This window comes from Sphingosinicella sp. CPCC 101087 (assembly GCF_004151485.1).
GTDB lineage: Bacteria > Pseudomonadota > Alphaproteobacteria > Sphingomonadales > Sphingomonadaceae > Allosphingosinicella.
In genome coordinates this window covers 373,623-391,371 of the sequence record NZ_SBFF01000002.1, presented here as the reverse complement: position 1 = coordinate 391,371, position 17,749 = coordinate 373,623, and the positions used below count along the sequence as shown (strand labels likewise).

Genomic DNA, 17,749 nt, shown 5'->3' with positions numbered 1-17,749 from the left:
GGGCCGCTCGCGCTAAACCCCTGCGGCGGCGCGGCCGAGCGTCACACGAGCTGTTTGTGGAGCGCAACCAGGACAGCCTTGGTGCGATCGGCGACTCCGAGCTTCGAGAATATGTTCGAAACGTGGTTCCTGACCGTGCCTTCGCCGAGATTGAGGGCCGCGGCGATCTGGGAATTGGAGATGCCGCTGGTCAGTAGCTTCAGCACGTCGCGTTCGCGGGCGGTCAGCGCCTCCGGCATTTCGAAGGCGTCGTCGCGCCAGGATGCGTCGGCCATGGGTTGGATCGCGCCCGAGCTGAGCGGCGCGTAGAGAAACCTCCCGCCTGAAGCGACCGTGCGGATTCCCTCGACGAGCGTTTCGGCCGACACGCCTTTGAGAAGAAAGCCGCGGGCCCCTGCGCGCACGCCGCCGACGAGCGCTGCATCGTCTTCGAACGTCGTGAGGAGCAGAGTCGGCGGCAGGGCGTCGCGCGCTGCCAGCGCGTTTATCACCTGCACGCCATTGAGCCTGGGCATCCGCACGTCGAGCAGCAGCACGTCCGGCGTGGTGGAGAGCACGGCGTCGACCGTCTCGGCGCCGTCCGACGCCTCGGCGACGACTTCGATGCCTTCGAACAAGCCCAGCAGCGCGCGCAATCCGCTGCGGATCAGGGCCTGGTCGTCGGCCAGGCAGACGCGGATCATGCGAGCGCTCCGAAGGCGGGAATCCGTCCGCTGACGGTAAGGCCGCGACCCATAGAGGAGGTGATCGAGAGCTTGCCGCCGAGAAGCTCGAAACGCTCGCGCATGCCGGCGAGGCCCGTCCCTTCCACGAACGTGCCGCCGTGACCATTGTCGCTGCCGGTGATGTCGAGCGTTCCATCCTCGGCCTGCCGCAGTTCGATCACCAGTTCGGTCGCATCGGCATGGCGCAGCGCGTTCGTGACAAGCTCCTGCACGCACCGCAGGATCGTGTCGGCGCGCGGCGCATCGATCGCGAAGAGCTCCTCCGGGAAGATCAGCCGGACCTCGAGGCCGACGACGCCATCGACCAGTGAATGGAGCGTGTCGCGCAGGTCGACCGGCTGGATGCGGACATGGTTGACGGCGCTGCGCACCTTGTCGAGCAACCCACCGGCGAGCTCGCGAGCTTGCCGGACATGCTTGGCTGATCGCCCCTCCGCCATGCGGCTTGCGACGTCGAGGTGAATGGCGAGCGTCGTGAGGTCATGGCCAAGCACATCGTGCAGGTCGCGCGAAATTCGCACGCGTTCGGCCACCCGCGCGCTTTCGGTCACGAGCGCCTGCGTGGCCCGCAACTCATCATTGGCCTTCGCAAGTTTCGCCCTCGCGTCAGCCTCGCGTCGGGCCAGGTGCGCCGCGCTGACGGCGAAGAATTCGAAACCGAAGGTGGTGATCAGCACCAGCCAGTTCATGGCATCCGGCGACGGGACGCAGTTCAGCAGCGCCAGCAGCGCCGATTGCACGCCGACGGCCATCAGGGCGACCCGCAACGGGGCCGCCCAGGCGATCTGCCAGGCAATCACCACCATCAGCACCGTTACGATGAAACTGGGATAGATGGCGATCATGCCCATCGCGGCGGCGCTCTGGGTGACCAGCAACACGGCGTGCGCACGGCTTCCGGGATCGACTCGCGACGCCAGCACGTAGGCGCCGATCAACGCGAAGAAGCCGAACCCCATCTTGATCGGCCAATGGGCCGTCCCGCTGATCATCTCCTGTTCGAAGAAGCCGCTATAAGTCGCTTTGGCGACTGCCGCCGCGATCAGCAGCCCGCAGCCGATGCTGACGAGCCTGGTGTCGAGCCCCAGTTGCCCGGGGACGTCGCGAGGCGGTTTCATAATGTCCGGAACATATCGCCGCTTTCGACTCGTGTCACATGACGCATGTCATGGATCGGACAGGTGACGGCGCTCACTGGCCGCAACGAGCCATGGCCCACCATCATCTCGCTGCAACGAGGGGCGCTTCGCGGCGCCGGCAGCAGGCGAGGATCCAATGGACAATGCTTATCGGACTTGCGGCATCATGGCCGCGCACATCTGCGCATTCGTGGCCGTCCCGGCTCATGGGCAACGAGTCGGCGAGAATGCCGTAACGGCGGCGTCCGACGCCTTCGGCGTGAGCGTCGGCGCCGAGCGGATCGGAGTCTATGCCACGGACAATGTCCGCGGGTTCAGCCCGATCACCGCCGGCAATCGTCGCATCGAAGGCATGTATGTCGACACGTTGACGGCGGGGCTGACATCGCGGCTGGTCACCGGATCGACGATCCGCGTCGGCCTGGGTGCGCTGGCTTATCCGTTTCCGGCGCCGTCGGGGATCGTCGACTATGGCCTTCGCCCGGCGGGTGATGAATTCGTTGCCAGCGTCGTCGCCGGCCGTCCGGGCTATGGCGGCGCCTATGTCGAAGTCGATGCCCAGGTTCCTCTCGTCCGCGGGACGCTAAGCTCCGCGGTCGGGGCGGGCTATTCCAACAATGAATATTCGGACGGACGATCGACCACCGACCTGACTCTCGGAGTCATCCCGCGGCTGCGATTCGAGGGCGGTACGCTGACCGCATTCTGGACCTATGACGAGTATCGCGGCGCCAGCGGATCGCTCATGGTGACGGCCGGACCGTTCCTGCCGCCAAGTTTCGAGCCCGGCCGTTTCAAGGGACAGAGCTGGGCCGACCGCCTGCAGCGCACGCATAATTACGGCGCGATCGGCCGTTTCGACCTCGCTCGCGACTGGCGCTTGAGCATCGCCGCATTCGAGGCGCGCTCGACACGCCACCGCACCTTCATCGACCTCTTCCTCGACGTGCAGCGGGACGGAACCGCGAGCAACGTCATGATCTCGGAACCCGTACTGCCCGCCCGCTGGACGTCGGGCGAAGCGCGTCTGGCCTGGTCGCCCAGGAGCGAGGATTTCGCGCATCAGTTCGAAATGTCGCTGCGCGGCCGGGACAAGAAGGCCGAAGGCGGCGGGGGCGGGTCGGCCCTACTCGGGCCGGCCCGGATCGGGGTGCCCAATCCGGCGCCCGAGCCGCAGTTCGAGTTCCAGCCGACCACGCTCAATTCGGTCACCCAATGGTCGGCGGGTCTGTCCTATATCGGCCGCTGGCGCCGCTTCGCGGAGCTCAATCTGGGAGTCCAGTCGACGGACTATCGCCAGACCGTCGAACGTGACGGCACGACCGGCGAGACCAGGGATCGGGAACTGATCTACAGCGCCTCGGTGGCCGTACAGCCGATCGAGTGGATGACGATATATGGCGGCCGAACGATCGGCCTGGAAGAGACGCCCGCGCCGCCGCAAAGCGCAGTCAATCGCGACGATGCACCGCCCGCTTCGCGAACCGAACAATGGGACGCAGGCGTGAGGCTGACGTTCGGCGACACGCGTATCGTGGCCGGAGTCTTCGAAGCGCGACGTCCCTATTTCGCGACCGACGAGGCCAATATCTACCGGCGGCTCGGAGAACGGCGCAATCGCGGCGTCGAGCTCTCGGTGGTGACACAGCCGGTGACGGGGCTGCGCGCCGTGGCGGGGCTCATCTACTACGATCCCCAGGTGCTCGGGCCCGCCGTGACGCTCGGCCAGACCGGACCGAGGCCGTTAAACTCGACGCCCGTCAATGCGCGCCTCGACCTCGATTATGCCATCCCTCTGATCGAAGGCTTGTCGATGCAGTTGGCCGCCATCCACACGGGCGATGTCGTTGCAAGCACCCGAACCTATGCGGAGCTCGGCGGCAAACAGCTTCGGGTACCGGCCGTTACGACGCTGGACGTCGGCGCACGTTACCGCTTCGCCGTCGGAGAGGTGCCGATGGCCGCACGGGTCAGCCTCCAGAACGTCACGGGCGAACACTTGCTGCAGGTGGCCGGAAGCAACAGCTTCTTTCTGAGGGATGCGCGCCGGATCAGCTTCCAGCTGTCGGCGGACTTCTGATCGATTCTGCGGCGCCCTTCGTTCAGTGGCGCTGCTGCTTCTCCTGGCTCAGCATCCTCACCAAGGGCTGGAGGTTGGGCGTGTAGCGGGCGAGGACCTCATGATCCTGGGCGGTGTCGAAGTGGGTCGTGAGGTGTCGCCCGTCCCACAGATGAAGCGCATAGCCAGGCGGCTCGGCGACGATCATCGCCCGGTCGTCCGGCGTCTCGGGATCGATCGGGCTCAAATCGAGCGCGAGCTGCGGCGCCGTGGACGAGCAAACGACCAGGGGCGTTCCAGCCCAACTGGTCACGATCGGGCGATGGACATGCCCGGCGACCATGGCGACGATGTTGCCGCGCCCCTCGACGATGCCGCGAAGCCGCTCCACCCAGTCGGCATCTGGATCCTCGGTCAGCCAGTCGATTCCGGTCGCGATCGGCGGATGATGGAGCGCGATCAGGGTCGGCCGATCCGGCGCCTCGTCGAGCCGCTCGCGCAGCCAGGACGCGCGCGTTTCGCAAAAGCCGCCGCCGTGGCGCCCGACTTCGAGCGTATCGAGGACCAGTATCCGCAGGGAGTGGTCGTCGATCGCATATTGGATGAAACCATCCACGCTCGGAGTTTCGGGAAACAGCTCGAGAAAGGGTTCACGGCTGTCGTGATTGCCCATCAGCGGGAATGACGGGATCGGCATGCCCGCCATCGCGTCGCGGTAACGGTGATAGGATTCGATATCGTCGCCGTCATTGACGATGTCGCCGGTGACCAGCAGCAGGTCCGGCCGCGTCGACAAACCCCTCAAGGCCGCGAGGGTCGCGTCGAGGCGCTGGCGGTTGAACTCGTCCGGGTTGGAGCGGTCGAAGCCCAGGTGGATGTCGGTGATCTGCGCAATGAGCATGCGTTTGTTCCTGACCTGATTCGACCGGGCGCAACGCTCGCCTGGCCGTGGCGAGCGTGACGCTTCGACGCTTCAAATCCGTTTATCGTCTCCCGCTATCGGCTTCGTCCCCCAGCCGCCTGTTGCGACTGTACCGGAATCACCGTGGTGGTCCAGCGACGGCCCCGCACCTGCTGCCGAAGCAGCTGAGCCGGGACGCCTTCGTCCATATGGTAATCGTGGCACATGGCGCAGGTCGATTCGACCGGGAGGCTGCTCGTTTCGCCACCATGGCAGTCGCGACAGCTTGCCATGTTCGGCAACAGCAGGTCGCCGGAATCGGACGACGCATCGGCGCGATGGCAGCTGAGGCAGGCGGCCGAACCTTCAAGCTGACGCTGCCCCGGACGCTGCACCACCTGGTGAGCCTTATGGTCGAACCAGCCGTGCAGCATGTAGCGGGTCGGGAAGGCGACCGGCCGGATTCCGAACGCGCCCGAGCCAGATGCCGGTGCCTGTACCTCGTGGCAGTCGAAGCAGGCGCCGCCTTCGGAGAAGACGGCGCGCACCATCTGCTCGGCGCGCAGGCTCGTCCCGGCTTGCGCCCGCGAAGCCTGGGCGGTCGTTCGAAGCTGATTCACGTCGCCGGGCCGGCTGCGCTCGACGCTGCCGAGGGAGGCCGGCCGCGGCCGCAACCCGGTGCGATAGAAGGCGCGGATGTCGGCAACGACCTGCTGCGGTTCACCATGGCGAAGCGTGCGGACGGTCCCGTCGACCAGTTCGAAGGCGAGGCTGTGGCACATGCCGCAATCGCCCTCCATGCTGGGCGGCTGGAAGCGAACGCCGTCCGGCGTCGGCACGTGGCAGTCGGCGCACTCGAGCTGCTGCCCGAAGCCATGGCTCGGCGCGAGGCGTCGCGCCATCTGGGCGACCCCGCCGGTCTGGTCGAGATGCAAGGCGTGCGGGAATTTGAGGTTGCTGGCCTCGCGCGGCCGCCGATCGAGCGACACGCGCTGCAGCCGCGGCTGGTCGCCGTCCCAGCGCACCAGCACCAATGGCTGGAATTCGGGGTGAAGCTGCTCGAAATCGCTCGCATCGCCAAGGCCGGTATCGGGCAGGCGCGCGTCCAGATCGGCGTGGCAGTCGGAGCAGAATTGCTGCGGCGTCGCCGGTATTTCCTGCGGCCCCTCATGCTCGGTATGGCAGTCGACGCAGCGCCCCGGCGTCTGCCCGAACGCCTCCTGGATGCGCATCTGTGCGCGCCGGAAGAAGGGCAGGTCCGGAGTCGCCTGGGCGAGGCGGCGCGGATCGGCATGGTCGTGGATTGCGGTGTGGCAGGCCGTGCAGGATTCATCCCGCACCGATTCGAAGGCCTCGACGTGGCAGGCGGTGCAATTATTGGCGAGCGCGGCATGGCCTTCCGAAAGGCTTCCGCTGAGCCACAAACGATCGCCGTGGAAGCCCTGGGCGATCTGCGGCTGACCCCGTTCCTGGCTGTAATAGGCCCAGATGGGCCAGGCCAGGAACAGGCCGAGCACGAGGACCATGCCGGCCCAGGCGATCGGCCTCTTGCCCGGCATGACCGAGGCGAGGGCGAAGCGGCGCGTGTCGAATTTCTCTTCCTCGGCCTCGTCGTCCTGCGGCCGCTCCACATCGATCGCGATGTCTTCCGAACCCATTTCCTGCGGCAGGACGCGCAGGCGGAACGGCCCGATCTTGATCGTGCCGCCGGTGGCGAGATCGAGCTGGCCGAACTGGGTGACGCTGCCGTCGAGGTCGACGGTGAGCCCGGCCTCGGCCGAGACACCGAGGCGCGACGAGGAGACCTGCTCCAGCGTCGCGTGGTGGAGCGCTACGGCGAGATCGTTGAGAACAACGTCGCTTTCGGGACCGCGCCCGATCTTGAGAAGGTCGTCCGGCACCCGCGAGCTGCGGATGATCTGCCGACCTTCGGCAGTATAGCTGATGTTCCGAAGAACGAACGCCATGCCCCCTACCCCCCTACCAGTAGAAGAAGACGCTGATGATATGCGCGAGGAGCGCGACGATGAGCACGAACGTCAGCGGGATGTGCACGAACAGCCAGATCTCCAGCATGGCCCGCCGCTGGACGTAGCCCCGCACCCGCTGCAGTGCCGCCGCCTTGCGCTCGAGCAGACCGACAACCTGCTCGATCGCTTCCGCCTGCCTGCCGCTCACCTCGGTGAGCCGGCCGCGCATCACCTGCAGCGCCCGACGGTTTCCGCAACGCGGATAGCTTCCGGTCAGCCGACGCCACACCCCGCCGCCGAACGGGTCCTCGCCGAGCGATCCCAGGACCACCTCGCTGTCGGCGTCCGACAGCGGCTGGGCGGCGGCCTGGATCTGCTTGTCGAGGCTGTTGACCGCATCGATCATCTGCGGCCCGGTCATTTCGGACCGAGCATCGCTGAGCCCCTGCGGCAGCACGCTGTAGACCGAGACGCCGTAAATTCCGGACAGGATGACCAGCATCATCAGCACATAGGCGGCGGTATGGACGTTCCAGCCGAACTGAAAACCCGTGTGGAACGAGCCGATCGCGATCAAGGCGAGACCGAGATAGACGTGCGCCGAGGTCCAGGCCTTCAGCGACCATCGGCCGCGGGTGATGGCGCGCTTGCGGATGCCGAGCATCGCCAGCCACACGATCAGAGCGGCACCGAGGGTACCCAGCGTGTAGCCGAGCCAGCTGCCGCCATTATGGCGCGGCTGAACGTCGACGACGAGATAGACAAGCCACGTCAGCAGGAAAATGCCGAGCGCGACCTTCAGCCAATAGAAACGCCGGTAGCGGAGGAAGCTCTCATGAGCCACTCCCTCACCCACGACCGACCGTCCAACCCCCCTGCTCGCCACCCCGCTCGGCCCCCCTTTGGCTCTGGAACGTGTTTCGACTGCGAAACGAAGCTTAGCCTGTTTGACCCATCCTCGCCACTGTCAGGAATTCTTCCGGCGACACGCGGATAGCCGCGCCGGTAGGGCAGGCCCGGACGCAGGCCGGACCGCCGTCTATGCCGAGGCACATGTCGCACTTGATCGCCTTCTTGGGCGTCTCCGCGCCGACCCGTTTCTCGGTCCATTTCTTGTCGGCTTCGCCCGGACCCGGGCCGCTGCCGAAGAACAGCCAGCGCAGCAGGCCGGGCTTCTTCGGCGGAACCTTGGCCATGCGAATCACGCCGTAGGGGCAGTTGCGCTGGCAATTGCCGCAGCCGATGCAGGTGTCGTTGATATAGACCTCGCCGTCCGGCCCGCGGTTCAGCGCATTGGGCGGGCAATCGGCCATGCAGTGCGGATGCTCGCAATGGCGGCAGCTGGTCGGCACGTGGAGGTGGGCATAGGTGCGGCCGGCCTCCCGATCGAGCCGCGACAGGCCCTCATGGGCGTCGGCGCAGGCACGCTCGCAATTGTCGCAGCCGATGCAAAGCTTCTCGTCGATCAGCAACACGTCGGTGGCTTCGCCGATTCCGTTCTCCACCAGGAACCCGGCGACGGAGGAATACATGTCGACGACGCCGCCGAAACTGTCCTTGCGCGCCTCGACGAAGCTGGTCAGCTCCTGGCGCGACGACATGTCCTTCCTGAACTTGCTCAACAGCTCCGGCTCGCGCCTGAGCAAGTTGCGGAACGCTTCGCCGTCGAGCTTGATCACCTCGGACTTGATTGCCGCCCGCACCGTCGCGGTACGCCGCCCGCCGTCGATCAGCGCCATCTCGCCGACATAGGATCCTGCCGGCAGATAAGAGAGGAAGACCGGCTTGCCGCCGATATTCTTCTCCACGACCATCGATCCCTGGCGGATGACGAAGATGTCGTAGCCGTCCTCGCCTTCGTTGATGATCGCCTGGCCGGCGCGGATCTCCATGATCTCGGCCGAAGCCAGCACCTCGGCCAGGTCGTCGCTGGAGACCGAACCGAACATCTGAAGCAGCTGCCGCTCCGTCGAGATGCGGGTGATCTCCCGCTTCGCCGCGGCGTTGGTCGCCATCAGCTTCAACGCCGCACTGCGCGGTATTTCGATGACGATGGCGCCTTCCGCCGTCCGCACCGTCGCGCCGCGCTTGCGGCCCGAAATGAGGCCGACCTCGCCGACGATCGATCCCTGCTGGATAGGGACGGTGCGGGACGGGTCGTTCGGATCGACTTCGACCAGCACCGACCCGTCGGCGATCGCGAACAGCGACGCGCCGGGATCGTTGCGCTCGAACAGCACGTCGCCGGCGCGGTAGGCGCGCGGCTCGGAATCGAGCATGAACTCGCGCATCTGCAGCATCGACAGATCATTGAGGATGGTCACGCGGCGCCGCAGGAAAGCCAGCCATTCCGTGACGCTGCGCTGTCCCGGCAGGACGCTGAACTTCTCTTCCAGGATCGGCTCGTCGGCCGGCTTCAGCTCCCGGTTGCCGTTGATGAACTCGATGACGTCATAGCCCTGGTTCATGCAATGCTTGATCAGCGGATAGCCGGCGAGCGCGCCGATCACATAGATGCCGGGAACGGTCGTCTCGAACTCGGGCGAGAGCTGCGGATAGGCGTCGCGATCATCGCTGGTGAACTTGATCCCGCATTGCTCGACGAACTTGCGCGGCGGCGCCGATCCCATGCGGGCGATGATCCGATCGCATTTGATCTTCTGCTCGCCATCGCGCGTTTCGACATGCAGCCAGCCGGGCAGCACCTTCACGGGCGAGGTCTCGCACATCACGTTTATGCGGCCGCTTGCCTTCGCCTCCATCAGCAGGTCGACATTGGCCGTCTTGGCGCGCGCGAATTCGGCGCTGCGATTGAGGATGTAGACGGTATTGCCCTGCTCGGGATCGGCAGCAAGGCCGAGCGCATTCTCGATGCCGGCATCGCCCGATCCGATCACCGCGATATGCTCGTCGACATATTCTCCGGGATCGTCGAGCTGGTACTGGATATGCGGAAGGTCGCCGCCCTCGCAGCGCATCTTGTTCGGATTGCCCTGGGTGCCGATGCCGAGGATCACATATTCGGCCTTCACCTCCTCGCCGCTGGTCAGGAGGAGCGTGAAGTCGCCTTTCTGCCCGGTGATCTGCTTCACCTCGGCATTGAGCTTCACGTTGATCTTATGCTCTTCGGCCTGGCGGTCCCAGGTGCCGAGGATCACTTCGCGCTTGCCGGCGTCGAAGCCCATGTCCGAGCGCAGCACGAGCTGGCTCGGGGTGGCCATGACGTGCTTGCCCTTCTGATATTTGTAGATCGTGTCGGACAGATGGTCCGTCTTCTCGAGCAGCACGTGACTGAGGCCGAGCTGGGCGGCGCGCGCCGCGGCGCTGAGCCCGGCGGGCCCAGAACCGACCACGGCAATCTTGAAGGCCGACGCCACTCCCGATCACTCCCCAAATCCGCCCGCCGCGCGCAGGGCGCACGACCCCCAAGGCGCGGGCGCACACCGGCATCGGACATCCTAGCAGCTTCTTTTGGGGACGCCAGACTTGACGTCGTGATTTTTGCCGTAATGATCCGCCGACAAATGATTGAAACCACATCGCCAGGGCGGCGATTTTCGTCCGCCACGCTCGCACTCGGCGCGGCCGGCCTGCTCGCCGTCACCGCGGTCGGGATCGCCGTCTTCCGTTCGGGAGACACCGCCGAAGCCCAGCCCGAGGCGAATGCCGCCGCGGCCGATCCGGGCTCGCCCGGAACGATCGACGATGTCGTCGCCAGCCTGCAGGAGCAACTTCGCCGCGACCCTGACAATCACGGCAATTGGTTCCTGCTCGGCATGGCGTATCGCGGCAGCGAACGCTTCGCGGAGGCCGAGCAGGCCTTCCGGCGGGCGATGGAGCTGGAGCCGGACAATGCCGACTACCCGGCCCATGTCGGCGAGGCCCTGCTCCTTCAGGGCGGCGACACGCCGCCGCCCGAAGCCGAGCAGCTGTTCCGGCGCGCGCTCGAGCTCGAGCCCGGTAACGCCCAAGCACGCTATTATCTCGCCACGCTCGACGATCTCGAGGGCGAGCACCAGGCCGCTGTGGACGCGCTGATCGCGCTGTTGCGGGATGCGCCGGCGGACGCCGTATGGGAGCCGCAAGTACGTCAGGCAGTCACTGCGATCGCCGAGCGCAACAGCATCGACATAGAAGGCCGCCTGCCCCCACCGCCCCAGCCGGCGACTTCGACCGCAACCGCGGCGATACCCGGCCCGAGCCGCGAGCAGATGGAGGCAGCCCGCACGATCCCGCCGAGCCAGCAGGACGCGATGGTGCAGGGCATGGTCGACCGGCTCGCCAGCCGCCTTCGCCAGAACCCGCGCGACGCCGAGGGCTGGATCCGCCTGATGCGGTCACGCATGGTGCTGGAAGATCCTGGTGCCGCCCGCGAGGCACTGGAATCCGGCCTCTCCGCCTTTCAGGACGATTCGGCGACCCAGCAGCGGCTGCGCACCGCCGCCCAGCAACTGGGCGTACCCGCAGGCTGAGCGAAAGCCGCTCTCATCGCATTGCAAAAACAGCCTGCATGAATCTGACGAACCGAGGTTTTTGGCTCGACAAATCGGATAAGGCGGAGCGCCCGGAGCTTCAGCTGATGCGCACGGCCTCGACGCGACGATTCGCACTCGCCGATGCGGGAAGACCGGGCAACGGGCGATCATAGGCAAAGCCACGGACTTCGAGCCGGGTCGGGTCGATCCCCTGGCCGGCCAGGAAGTCGGCCACGGCCTGAGCGCGGCGCTGCGACAGCGCCTCGTTGATCGCCCGGCCTCCCGAGGAATCGGTATGCCCTTCGATGCGGACCCGGACAGTGGCGAGTTGCGGCCGCTTCAGCGCCTCGGCGAAGGCCTGGACCTGGGCCAGATCGGCCGCGGACAGCTCGGCCGAGCCTGGACGGAAGGACAGGCGTAGATCCACCCGCCCCTGCTGCTGAGTCGCCGGTCGCGTGGGCCGCTGCGCCGGACGCGAGGCGGTCTGCCGACGGTTCGGCCGCGTCGCCGGGGCCTGCGCCTTGGGGCGGCTGGTCGCCGGGCGGGTGGTCGACAGCGAGAATCCCCGCGTCGCCGATACGCGCGGCTGGCCGGCGGGCTGCGCCGTCGGATCGCCATCTTCGGTCTCGACATCGGCCTCGTCGCCGCAGTCTCCGGCGAGCGCACAGGCGAACTCGTCCGCGGTGGAAGGGCCGCTATCCTGGGAGAAGGCCGCATAGGGAACGGCCACCAGGGTGCCGGCCAACAGGGCCATACCAAGCTTGCGCATAATGCCTCCTGATCGTCGACGATCCGTGCACGGGTGTCGATGAGCGGGGAACATTAGCCCATGCGCAAGCAGGCGGCAAGGCGACGGAATGCGAGCGGCAGCACGGGGCTGGCGCTGCGGCGAACGGCCATCTCGACGTTGTCGGGCCCTTGTCACCCTGCTAGTTTCCGGCCCGGGGGGAAGGGAGCGCAGAGGATCTGCCGCCTTTCCGCTGCCGCCGCTTCCCGCGCAGCGGCGATGACAGCAGCAACGAGGTGCCAGGCCGCATGAGTTTGACGCTGACCATTCGCAATGCCGAGATCGCGCCCGAAGGCGTGACGCCCCGCTTCACCGTGGAGGGCGACAGCGCGGTGATCGGCAGGTCCAAGAATTGCGACTGGAACCTGCCCGATCCGAGCAACGTCATCTCGTCGCGCCACGTCGAGCTGCGCCGCGACGGCGATCACTATGTCCTCAAGGATACCAGCACCAACGGCACGTTCCTGAACGGCGCCGCCGAACGGCTGGCCGGCGAGCATCGGATTGCCGAGGGAGACGTGATCCGGATCGGCAAATATGAGCTGGTCGCCTCGGTCGCCGCAGCGGCCCCGCTTGCTCCGCCGCCGCTCGTGCCCGAGCCGGCGCGGGAGCCTGTGCCGGAGCGCACCGTGATCCAGCCGGCCGGCGCCGACGTCCCCGTCGGGGAGGCGGAGGACCAGCCGCCGGAAAATGTGACCGTGATGTGGGACTCGCTTGCCGACATCAACAAGGTCGATTGGGCGCGTGGCGGCCTCGGCTCGAAGGAGGAGGCGGCAACAGCCGCGGCAGCGGCGGGCGAGGCGCAGACCGCAGCCGAGCTGATCGACGCCTTCGTCGCGACCCTGGCACTCGGAGAGAGTGCGGTGCCCCGCTCGCCCGACTTGGTGAGCCGCGCCGGATCCCTGCTCAAGCGCCTTGCCGCCGGCATGGTCGTGATGGTCGAGGCGCGCGCGCGGGCGAAGGCGCAGATGGGCGCCGAAGCGACCGGCCTGCAGCTCGAGGGCAACAATCCGATCAAGTTCGCCCGATCGCCCGACCAGGCCCTGGCGAGGCTGCTGAGTCCGCCCGAACCCGGGTTCATGGATGCCGACCGTGCGGTCGAGGACGCCTTTCTCGACCTGCAGTCACACCAGATGGCGACCCTGCGGGCGATTCCGGGTGCGCTGCGCGCGACGCTCGACCGCTTCTCGCCGGGCGCCATCCGCCGCCGCGCGGAGAAAGCCGGCCTGCTGGCGCGGATCATGCCGGCGCTGCAGGACGCGGCGCTGTGGCGCAATTACGAGCGCGAATATGTGAAGGTGAAGAACGAGTCGGACGAGGCCTTCATGGAGGTCTTCGCCAAGGAATTCCGCAAGGCCTACGAACGCCAGCTGCGCGAGGGTTTCGAGGAGCCGAAGTCGAAGGGGCTCTAAGGCGGAAGCGGGGCTGCCGGTCCCCCTCACCCGGCCCTCTCCCCGGACATTCACTGTTATTGCCCGTCATCCCAGCGAATGCTGGAGTCGATTCGGCCTCGTTTTCCGGGCACCAGGTCCGCTTGGATGCCAGACTTCGCTGGCATGACGAACGGTGCTCCAGCGGTTGATCCGATGCGGCTCTATCGAGGCCTGCTGTCGCCGGAAACGCGGTCGACCGATTCGAACCAGGCCATCTCGACCCGCCAATTGCCCTCGGCGGCTGCACTGAGAAAGCGCTGCTGCCAGTCCGGGCCCCTGGAGCCGAACGGCGGCGCCACGAGATCGCTCTCGAACGGGCCTTGCCCGGACACCAGGATGATGCCCGACCAGCCCTGATGATCGAGATCGATGTTCAGGCGGTACCGGCCATTGCCCTGGTCGACGATCGGGCTGCCGGGGGCCGCCATGGCCTCCCGGAAGCTCGCCCGGTCCGGCACCAGGTTGGTGATCGCGCCGGAAGGTTCGATCGCCAGGATCGCGAAGTCGAGATCCGCCTCGCCGAAATTGAAGTCGACCACCGCATTGGCGGCCGGCCTGCCGGCATAAGGCGTGCCGGGCGGCTGCATCATCATCTCGAAGCGCGGCTCGGCGACCGAAAGGCGATAGTCGGACGACTGCCGCACCTGCCGGTAGGTGTCGAGCGCGGCGCATCCCGCCGGCGTGATCGGCGCGACATTGCCGAAATCGAGCCGAGAATCGTCGATCCCCGCGCCCGAAAGGGCTTGCGCAATCTCCCGCTGCGCCGCCGCATCGTCGCCCGCGACGCCGCGCAACGCGATTTGGAGTCCGTTCGCGCCGGATTCGATCCCGCCTATGTCGAGCCAGGTGCAATTGACCGAGGGCAGCACCGAGTTGATCGCGCCGCGGGCCGTCTCGACCGGATCCCCGGCGACGACCTCACCCCCCTCCCCGGCCACCTGGTTGGTGTCCGCCGGCCCGGTGCCCGCGACGTCCCGGAACAAGTACCAGATTCCGGCCGCGACGATGAGCAGCACCGCGAGCACGCCGACGACCAGCAGGGCCTTGGGCGGTCCGCCGCCCTGGAGCGGCGGCTGGCCGGTCGCGGCGCCGGCGCTTTCCGCCGGCGGCGGGGCGGGCGCTCCGCCGAGCCGCGCCAGAACCTCGTCCATCGAACGAACACGCTCCTTGGGATCGGGGCGAAGCATGTCCGTCAAGAGGCCGCGCAGGTTCGACGGTACCGCCGAAAGATCCGGGCCCTTGCGCCGCTTGTCGATCGCGTCGACGAGCGATCCGCTCATGTCGACATTCTTGCCCTGGGCGACGGCGAGGATGACCAGAGCGAGGCTGTAGACGTCCGTCCATGGTCCGACTTCGCGGCCATAATCGCCGAGCTGCTCGGGAGCGACATAGTTCAGCTTGCCGGCGAACCCGTCGCCGACGATCGTCGCCGAACTCGCGTCCAGATCCTTGGCGATGCCGAAATCGATGATCTTCGCCTGGTGAACGTCACCGCCGGGAAGCAGGACGTTGTCCGGCGACATGTCGCGGTGGATCGCGCCGAGCCGATGGGCGGCGGCGAGACCCGAGGCGAGCCGGCCGAGCAAGCCCGCCAGCTCCTCAGGCGTCCGTTCAACCTTGCCGAGCATCTCGCCCAGCTCGACCCCTTCGATGAACTCCGTGACGATGTAGAGGACGCCGAGCTGCGGTTCCTGGGCCAGCACCCGATACTGGACCAGGGCCTCGTGCTGCAGTTTGGTGAGGGTGCGCGCCTCCTTGCGGAACATGGCGACGACCTTCTCGTCGGCGGCCATGGCCGGCAGCATCACCTTGATCGCGACTCGCTCGTCGGTGTTGACGTTGCAGCCTTCGAACACCTCGCCCATGCCTCCCCGGGCGAGGAAACGCTTCACCTCGAAGATGTGGTTGAGCACGTCGCCGACCTTGATCGGCCTGGCTGCCTCGCGCGGCTGGAAGGCGGCTGCAGCAGCGGTGCCGGCGCCGGACGCCGAAGCTGCGGGCGGAGCCTGGTCCCCGGCGGGCGCCGCGCCCGCTGCCGGCTCCGGCGGCGGCGCCGGCTCCGGCTCCGGCACCGCGGGTTCGGCCGGGGCACCCTCGCCGGCCGGCGGCGGGGTCGGCTGGGCGCCACCGGCGTCTCCGGCCGGCATGAACACCGTCCGCTCCTCGCCTTCCTCCGGAGGCTTCCTGTCCTTGTCGTCGCTCATGCTCTCACTTCCCGGGGAATGACAATAAGGTCGGGTCGCTCGCCCAGACCGCGACCACGGTGACATTGTCCGGAGCGCCGTTGGCCAGCGTCACCTCGACCAGCTCTTCGGAGGCCGCTTCGGGCGAGCGGCGCGCAAGCAGCCGGGCAATTTCCTTCTCGTCGACATAGCCGTGCAGCCCGTCGCTGCAGAGCAGGAAGATGTCGCCTGGCCGGACTTCGCCCGTCGCCTGATCGATCGCCATCTCCTCACGCACGCCGATCGCACGGGAAAGGACGTGCCCCATCGGGTGGTTGACCGCATCCTCGGGCCGCAGGATCCCTCGATCGACCATTTCCTGCACCTGGGTATGGTCGCGGCTCAGCTGAACGAGATCGCCGTCGCGCAGGAGATAGGCGCGGCTGTCGCCGACCCAGAGGATGGCATAATGCTGATCCTGGACGAGCAGGACGACGACGGTCGAGCCCATCTGCTTGCCGCGCCGGCGGGCCTCGGCAAGGATGGCGCGATTGGCCGCTTCGATCGCTTCGACGACCACCGCGCGCGCCTGTTCCAGGTCGTTGGGAAGCTCGACAGCGGCAATCTTCTCGACCAGCTTGGCCGAGGCCCAGTCACCGCCCTCATGGCCGCCCATCCCGTCGGCAACCGCCCAGAGCCCCTGACGCTCATCGGCGCAGTAGCTGTCCTCATTATGGTCCCGGACGCGGCCTTCGTGCGTCCTGGCCCAGCTCTCGATGCGGAATGGCGCGAACTCCATGCGAGGCGCCTCGTTCACGGCCGGCCGACAGGAGCGCAACAGACGCGCGACTGATTGTTCGAACCCGTCATGCGCTTCCCCCCTGTCAGAACCACGGCATCTAAGCACAGCTTCGCGCGGCGATAAAGCGGCTCTTCCTTCGGCGCGTGCCGTTCGACGGACGGTCGCCCGGCTTTTCTCGGGCTTGCGGGCCGGGACGGGGCCGCCGGCGCCGGTACGCGGTCGACAAGCGGACCGCGTGAGCCGAGCCGAAGGTAAAGCTGATCCCAGGGAGCGGCCCTTCCTCGTGCGCCTCGCTTGACAGCGGTGGCGATACCCCCATATGCGCCCTTCCGCAGCTTATTGCGGCCCCTTCGTCTAGCGGTCTAGGACGTCGCCCTCTCACGGCGAAAACACGGGTTCGAGTCCCGTAGGGGTCACCATTTCCAAGCCAGAAGCACCTGATACCGCGTATCTTGCGTGAGTGGGCCCTCTGAGCTTCCACGATTGGCTCACGGAACCTCTGCGCTTTTGTGGGCGCTGGCCGGGTCCCCGGGAATTTCCTGTTCAACCTCGTGTCTCCGCGGTTATGGCCGGTTTGCGCCCAATCCCGCTGTTCAAAGGCCGAATAGCGGAGCTTGGAAGCTGCCAAGCACTCAGGGCCGATAGGCAGTGTTGATTGCGCGCGGCCGCATGGACCCTCGCTCGAAAGATGGAGCCGAGCGTATGAAGCGAACGCCGTTGAATGTGAGCATCAGAAGAGCCGACGGATCGGATTGGCCGGAGCTCTGGCCGATCATCCGGGAGATTGCCGCTGCCGGCGAGACCTTTCCCTACGACCGGGATCTGAACGAACAGCAAGCGCGAGAATTGTGGATCGAAACGCCACCCGGCCGGACGGTAGTTGCGGTCGATCAGGGGCAACGCATCGTCGGCTCGGCGAAGATGGGGCGCAACAGGGGTGGCCCGGGCTCCCATGTGGCGACTGCGAGCTTCATGGTGGCCGAGCATGCACGCGGCCGCGGCGTAGGCCGTGCGCTCGGCCAGTACGCGCTTTCGTGGGCTCGCGAAGAAGGCTTCCTCGCGATGCAGTTCAATGCCGTTGTCGAGGTCAACAGCGCCGCAGTCCGTCTCTGGAAGGACCTCGGCTTCTCGGTCGTCGGCACCGTTCCCGAGGCCTTCGACCACCCCACGGACGGTCTCGTGGGATTGCACGTCATGCATCGCTACGTGAACGCCGCGGATTAGGCAGCCAAGCTCGACGCATCTGGCGTGGAAGTGAGTTCTCAATGAGCAGGGCGGGCCAGAAGAACGGTCGCG

The 17,749-nt window shown here is 66.9% G+C and carries 13 protein-coding genes and 1 tRNA gene; 5 read left to right on the top strand and 9 right to left on the bottom strand.

Features of this window, described 5'->3' with window-relative positions; genetic code table 11:
• Nucleotides 1-41 precede the first annotated feature (41 nt).
• The gene (locus tag EKM57_RS05045) at nt 42-683 is read right to left on the bottom strand and encodes a response regulator transcription factor (RefSeq protein ID WP_129791377.1); all 642 of its coding nucleotides are present in this window, start codon (nt 681-683) and stop codon (nt 42-44) included.
• On the bottom strand, nt 680-1,843 hold the full coding sequence (locus tag EKM57_RS05040) for a sensor histidine kinase (protein ID WP_129791376.1): 1,164 nt from the start codon (nt 1,841-1,843) through the stop codon (nt 680-682). The genes EKM57_RS05045 and EKM57_RS05040 overlap by 4 nt, the downstream gene beginning before the upstream one ends.
• 157 nt (nt 1,844-2,000) lie before the next feature.
• Between EKM57_RS05040 and EKM57_RS05035 the strand changes: the two genes are divergently transcribed.
• Nucleotides 2,001-3,944, top strand: coding sequence for a TonB-dependent receptor (locus tag EKM57_RS05035; protein ID WP_129791375.1), 1,944 nt, complete (start codon nt 2,001-2,003; stop codon nt 3,942-3,944).
• Between the two features lie 22 nt (nt 3,945-3,966).
• On the opposite strand, the gene EKM57_RS05030 is transcribed toward EKM57_RS05035, so the two are convergent.
• The 4 genes from EKM57_RS05030 to EKM57_RS05015 all read right to left on the bottom strand — a co-directional run bounded on the left by EKM57_RS05030 (nt 3,967) and on the right by EKM57_RS05015 (nt 10,171).
• On the bottom strand, nt 3,967-4,824 hold the full coding sequence (locus EKM57_RS05030) for a phosphodiesterase (RefSeq protein WP_129791374.1): 858 nt from the start codon (nt 4,822-4,824) through the stop codon (nt 3,967-3,969).
• Between the two features lie 95 nt (nt 4,825-4,919).
• Nucleotides 4,920-6,791: a cytochrome c3 family protein gene (locus EKM57_RS05025; RefSeq protein ID WP_129791373.1), complete on the bottom strand. Its 1,872-nt coding sequence runs from the start codon at nt 6,789-6,791 to the stop codon at nt 4,920-4,922.
• Between the two features lie 13 nt (nt 6,792-6,804).
• The gene (locus EKM57_RS05020; protein WP_243450892.1) at nt 6,805-7,650 is read right to left on the bottom strand and encodes a hypothetical protein; all 846 of its coding nucleotides are present in this window, start codon (nt 7,648-7,650) and stop codon (nt 6,805-6,807) included.
• Between the two features lie 82 nt (nt 7,651-7,732).
• Nucleotides 7,733-10,171, bottom strand: a complete 2,439-nt coding sequence (locus EKM57_RS05015; protein ID WP_129791371.1) for an NAD(P)-binding domain-containing protein — start codon at nt 10,169-10,171, stop codon at nt 7,733-7,735.
• 147 nt (nt 10,172-10,318) lie between these two features.
• Between EKM57_RS05015 and EKM57_RS05010 the strand changes: the two genes are divergently transcribed.
• Entirely contained in the window at nt 10,319-11,266 is a 948-nt protein-coding gene (locus tag EKM57_RS05010) for a tetratricopeptide repeat protein (RefSeq protein ID WP_165357184.1), read from the top strand.
• A gap of 100 nt (nt 11,267-11,366) precedes the next feature.
• Here the strand turns inward: EKM57_RS05010 and EKM57_RS05005 are convergent, their stop codons facing one another.
• Nucleotides 11,367-12,038: an OmpA family protein gene (locus tag EKM57_RS05005; RefSeq protein ID WP_206185296.1), complete on the bottom strand. Its 672-nt coding sequence runs from the start codon at nt 12,036-12,038 to the stop codon at nt 11,367-11,369.
• 266 nt (nt 12,039-12,304) lie between these two features.
• On the opposite strand from EKM57_RS05005, the gene tagH reads away from it, so the two are divergent.
• A complete protein-coding gene (tagH, locus tag EKM57_RS05000; RefSeq protein WP_129791369.1) occupies nt 12,305-13,468 on the top strand; it encodes a type VI secretion system-associated FHA domain protein TagH in 1,164 nt (387 codons plus the stop codon).
• A gap of 182 nt (nt 13,469-13,650) precedes the next feature.
• On the opposite strand, the gene EKM57_RS04995 is transcribed toward tagH, so the two are convergent.
• Together EKM57_RS04995 and EKM57_RS04990 are read right to left on the bottom strand one after the other, a co-directional pair.
• Complete coding sequence (locus EKM57_RS04995; protein WP_129791368.1) at nt 13,651-15,693, bottom strand: serine/threonine-protein kinase; 2,043 nt, start codon at nt 15,691-15,693, stop codon at nt 13,651-13,653.
• A 4-nt stretch (nt 15,694-15,697) separates the two neighbouring features.
• A complete protein-coding gene (locus tag EKM57_RS04990; protein WP_129791367.1) occupies nt 15,698-16,450 on the bottom strand; it encodes a PP2C family serine/threonine-protein phosphatase in 753 nt (250 codons plus the stop codon).
• A gap of 346 nt (nt 16,451-16,796) precedes the next feature.
• Between EKM57_RS04990 and EKM57_RS04985 the strand changes: the two genes are divergently transcribed.
• Together EKM57_RS04985 and EKM57_RS04980 are read left to right on the top strand one after the other, a co-directional pair.
• A tRNA-Glu gene (locus EKM57_RS04985) sits at nt 16,797-16,872 on the top strand.
• A gap of 304 nt (nt 16,873-17,176) precedes the next feature.
• A complete protein-coding gene (locus EKM57_RS04980) occupies nt 17,177-17,677 on the top strand; it encodes a GNAT family N-acetyltransferase (RefSeq protein ID WP_206185295.1) in 501 nt (166 codons plus the stop codon).
• Nucleotides 17,678-17,749 lie beyond the last annotated feature (72 nt).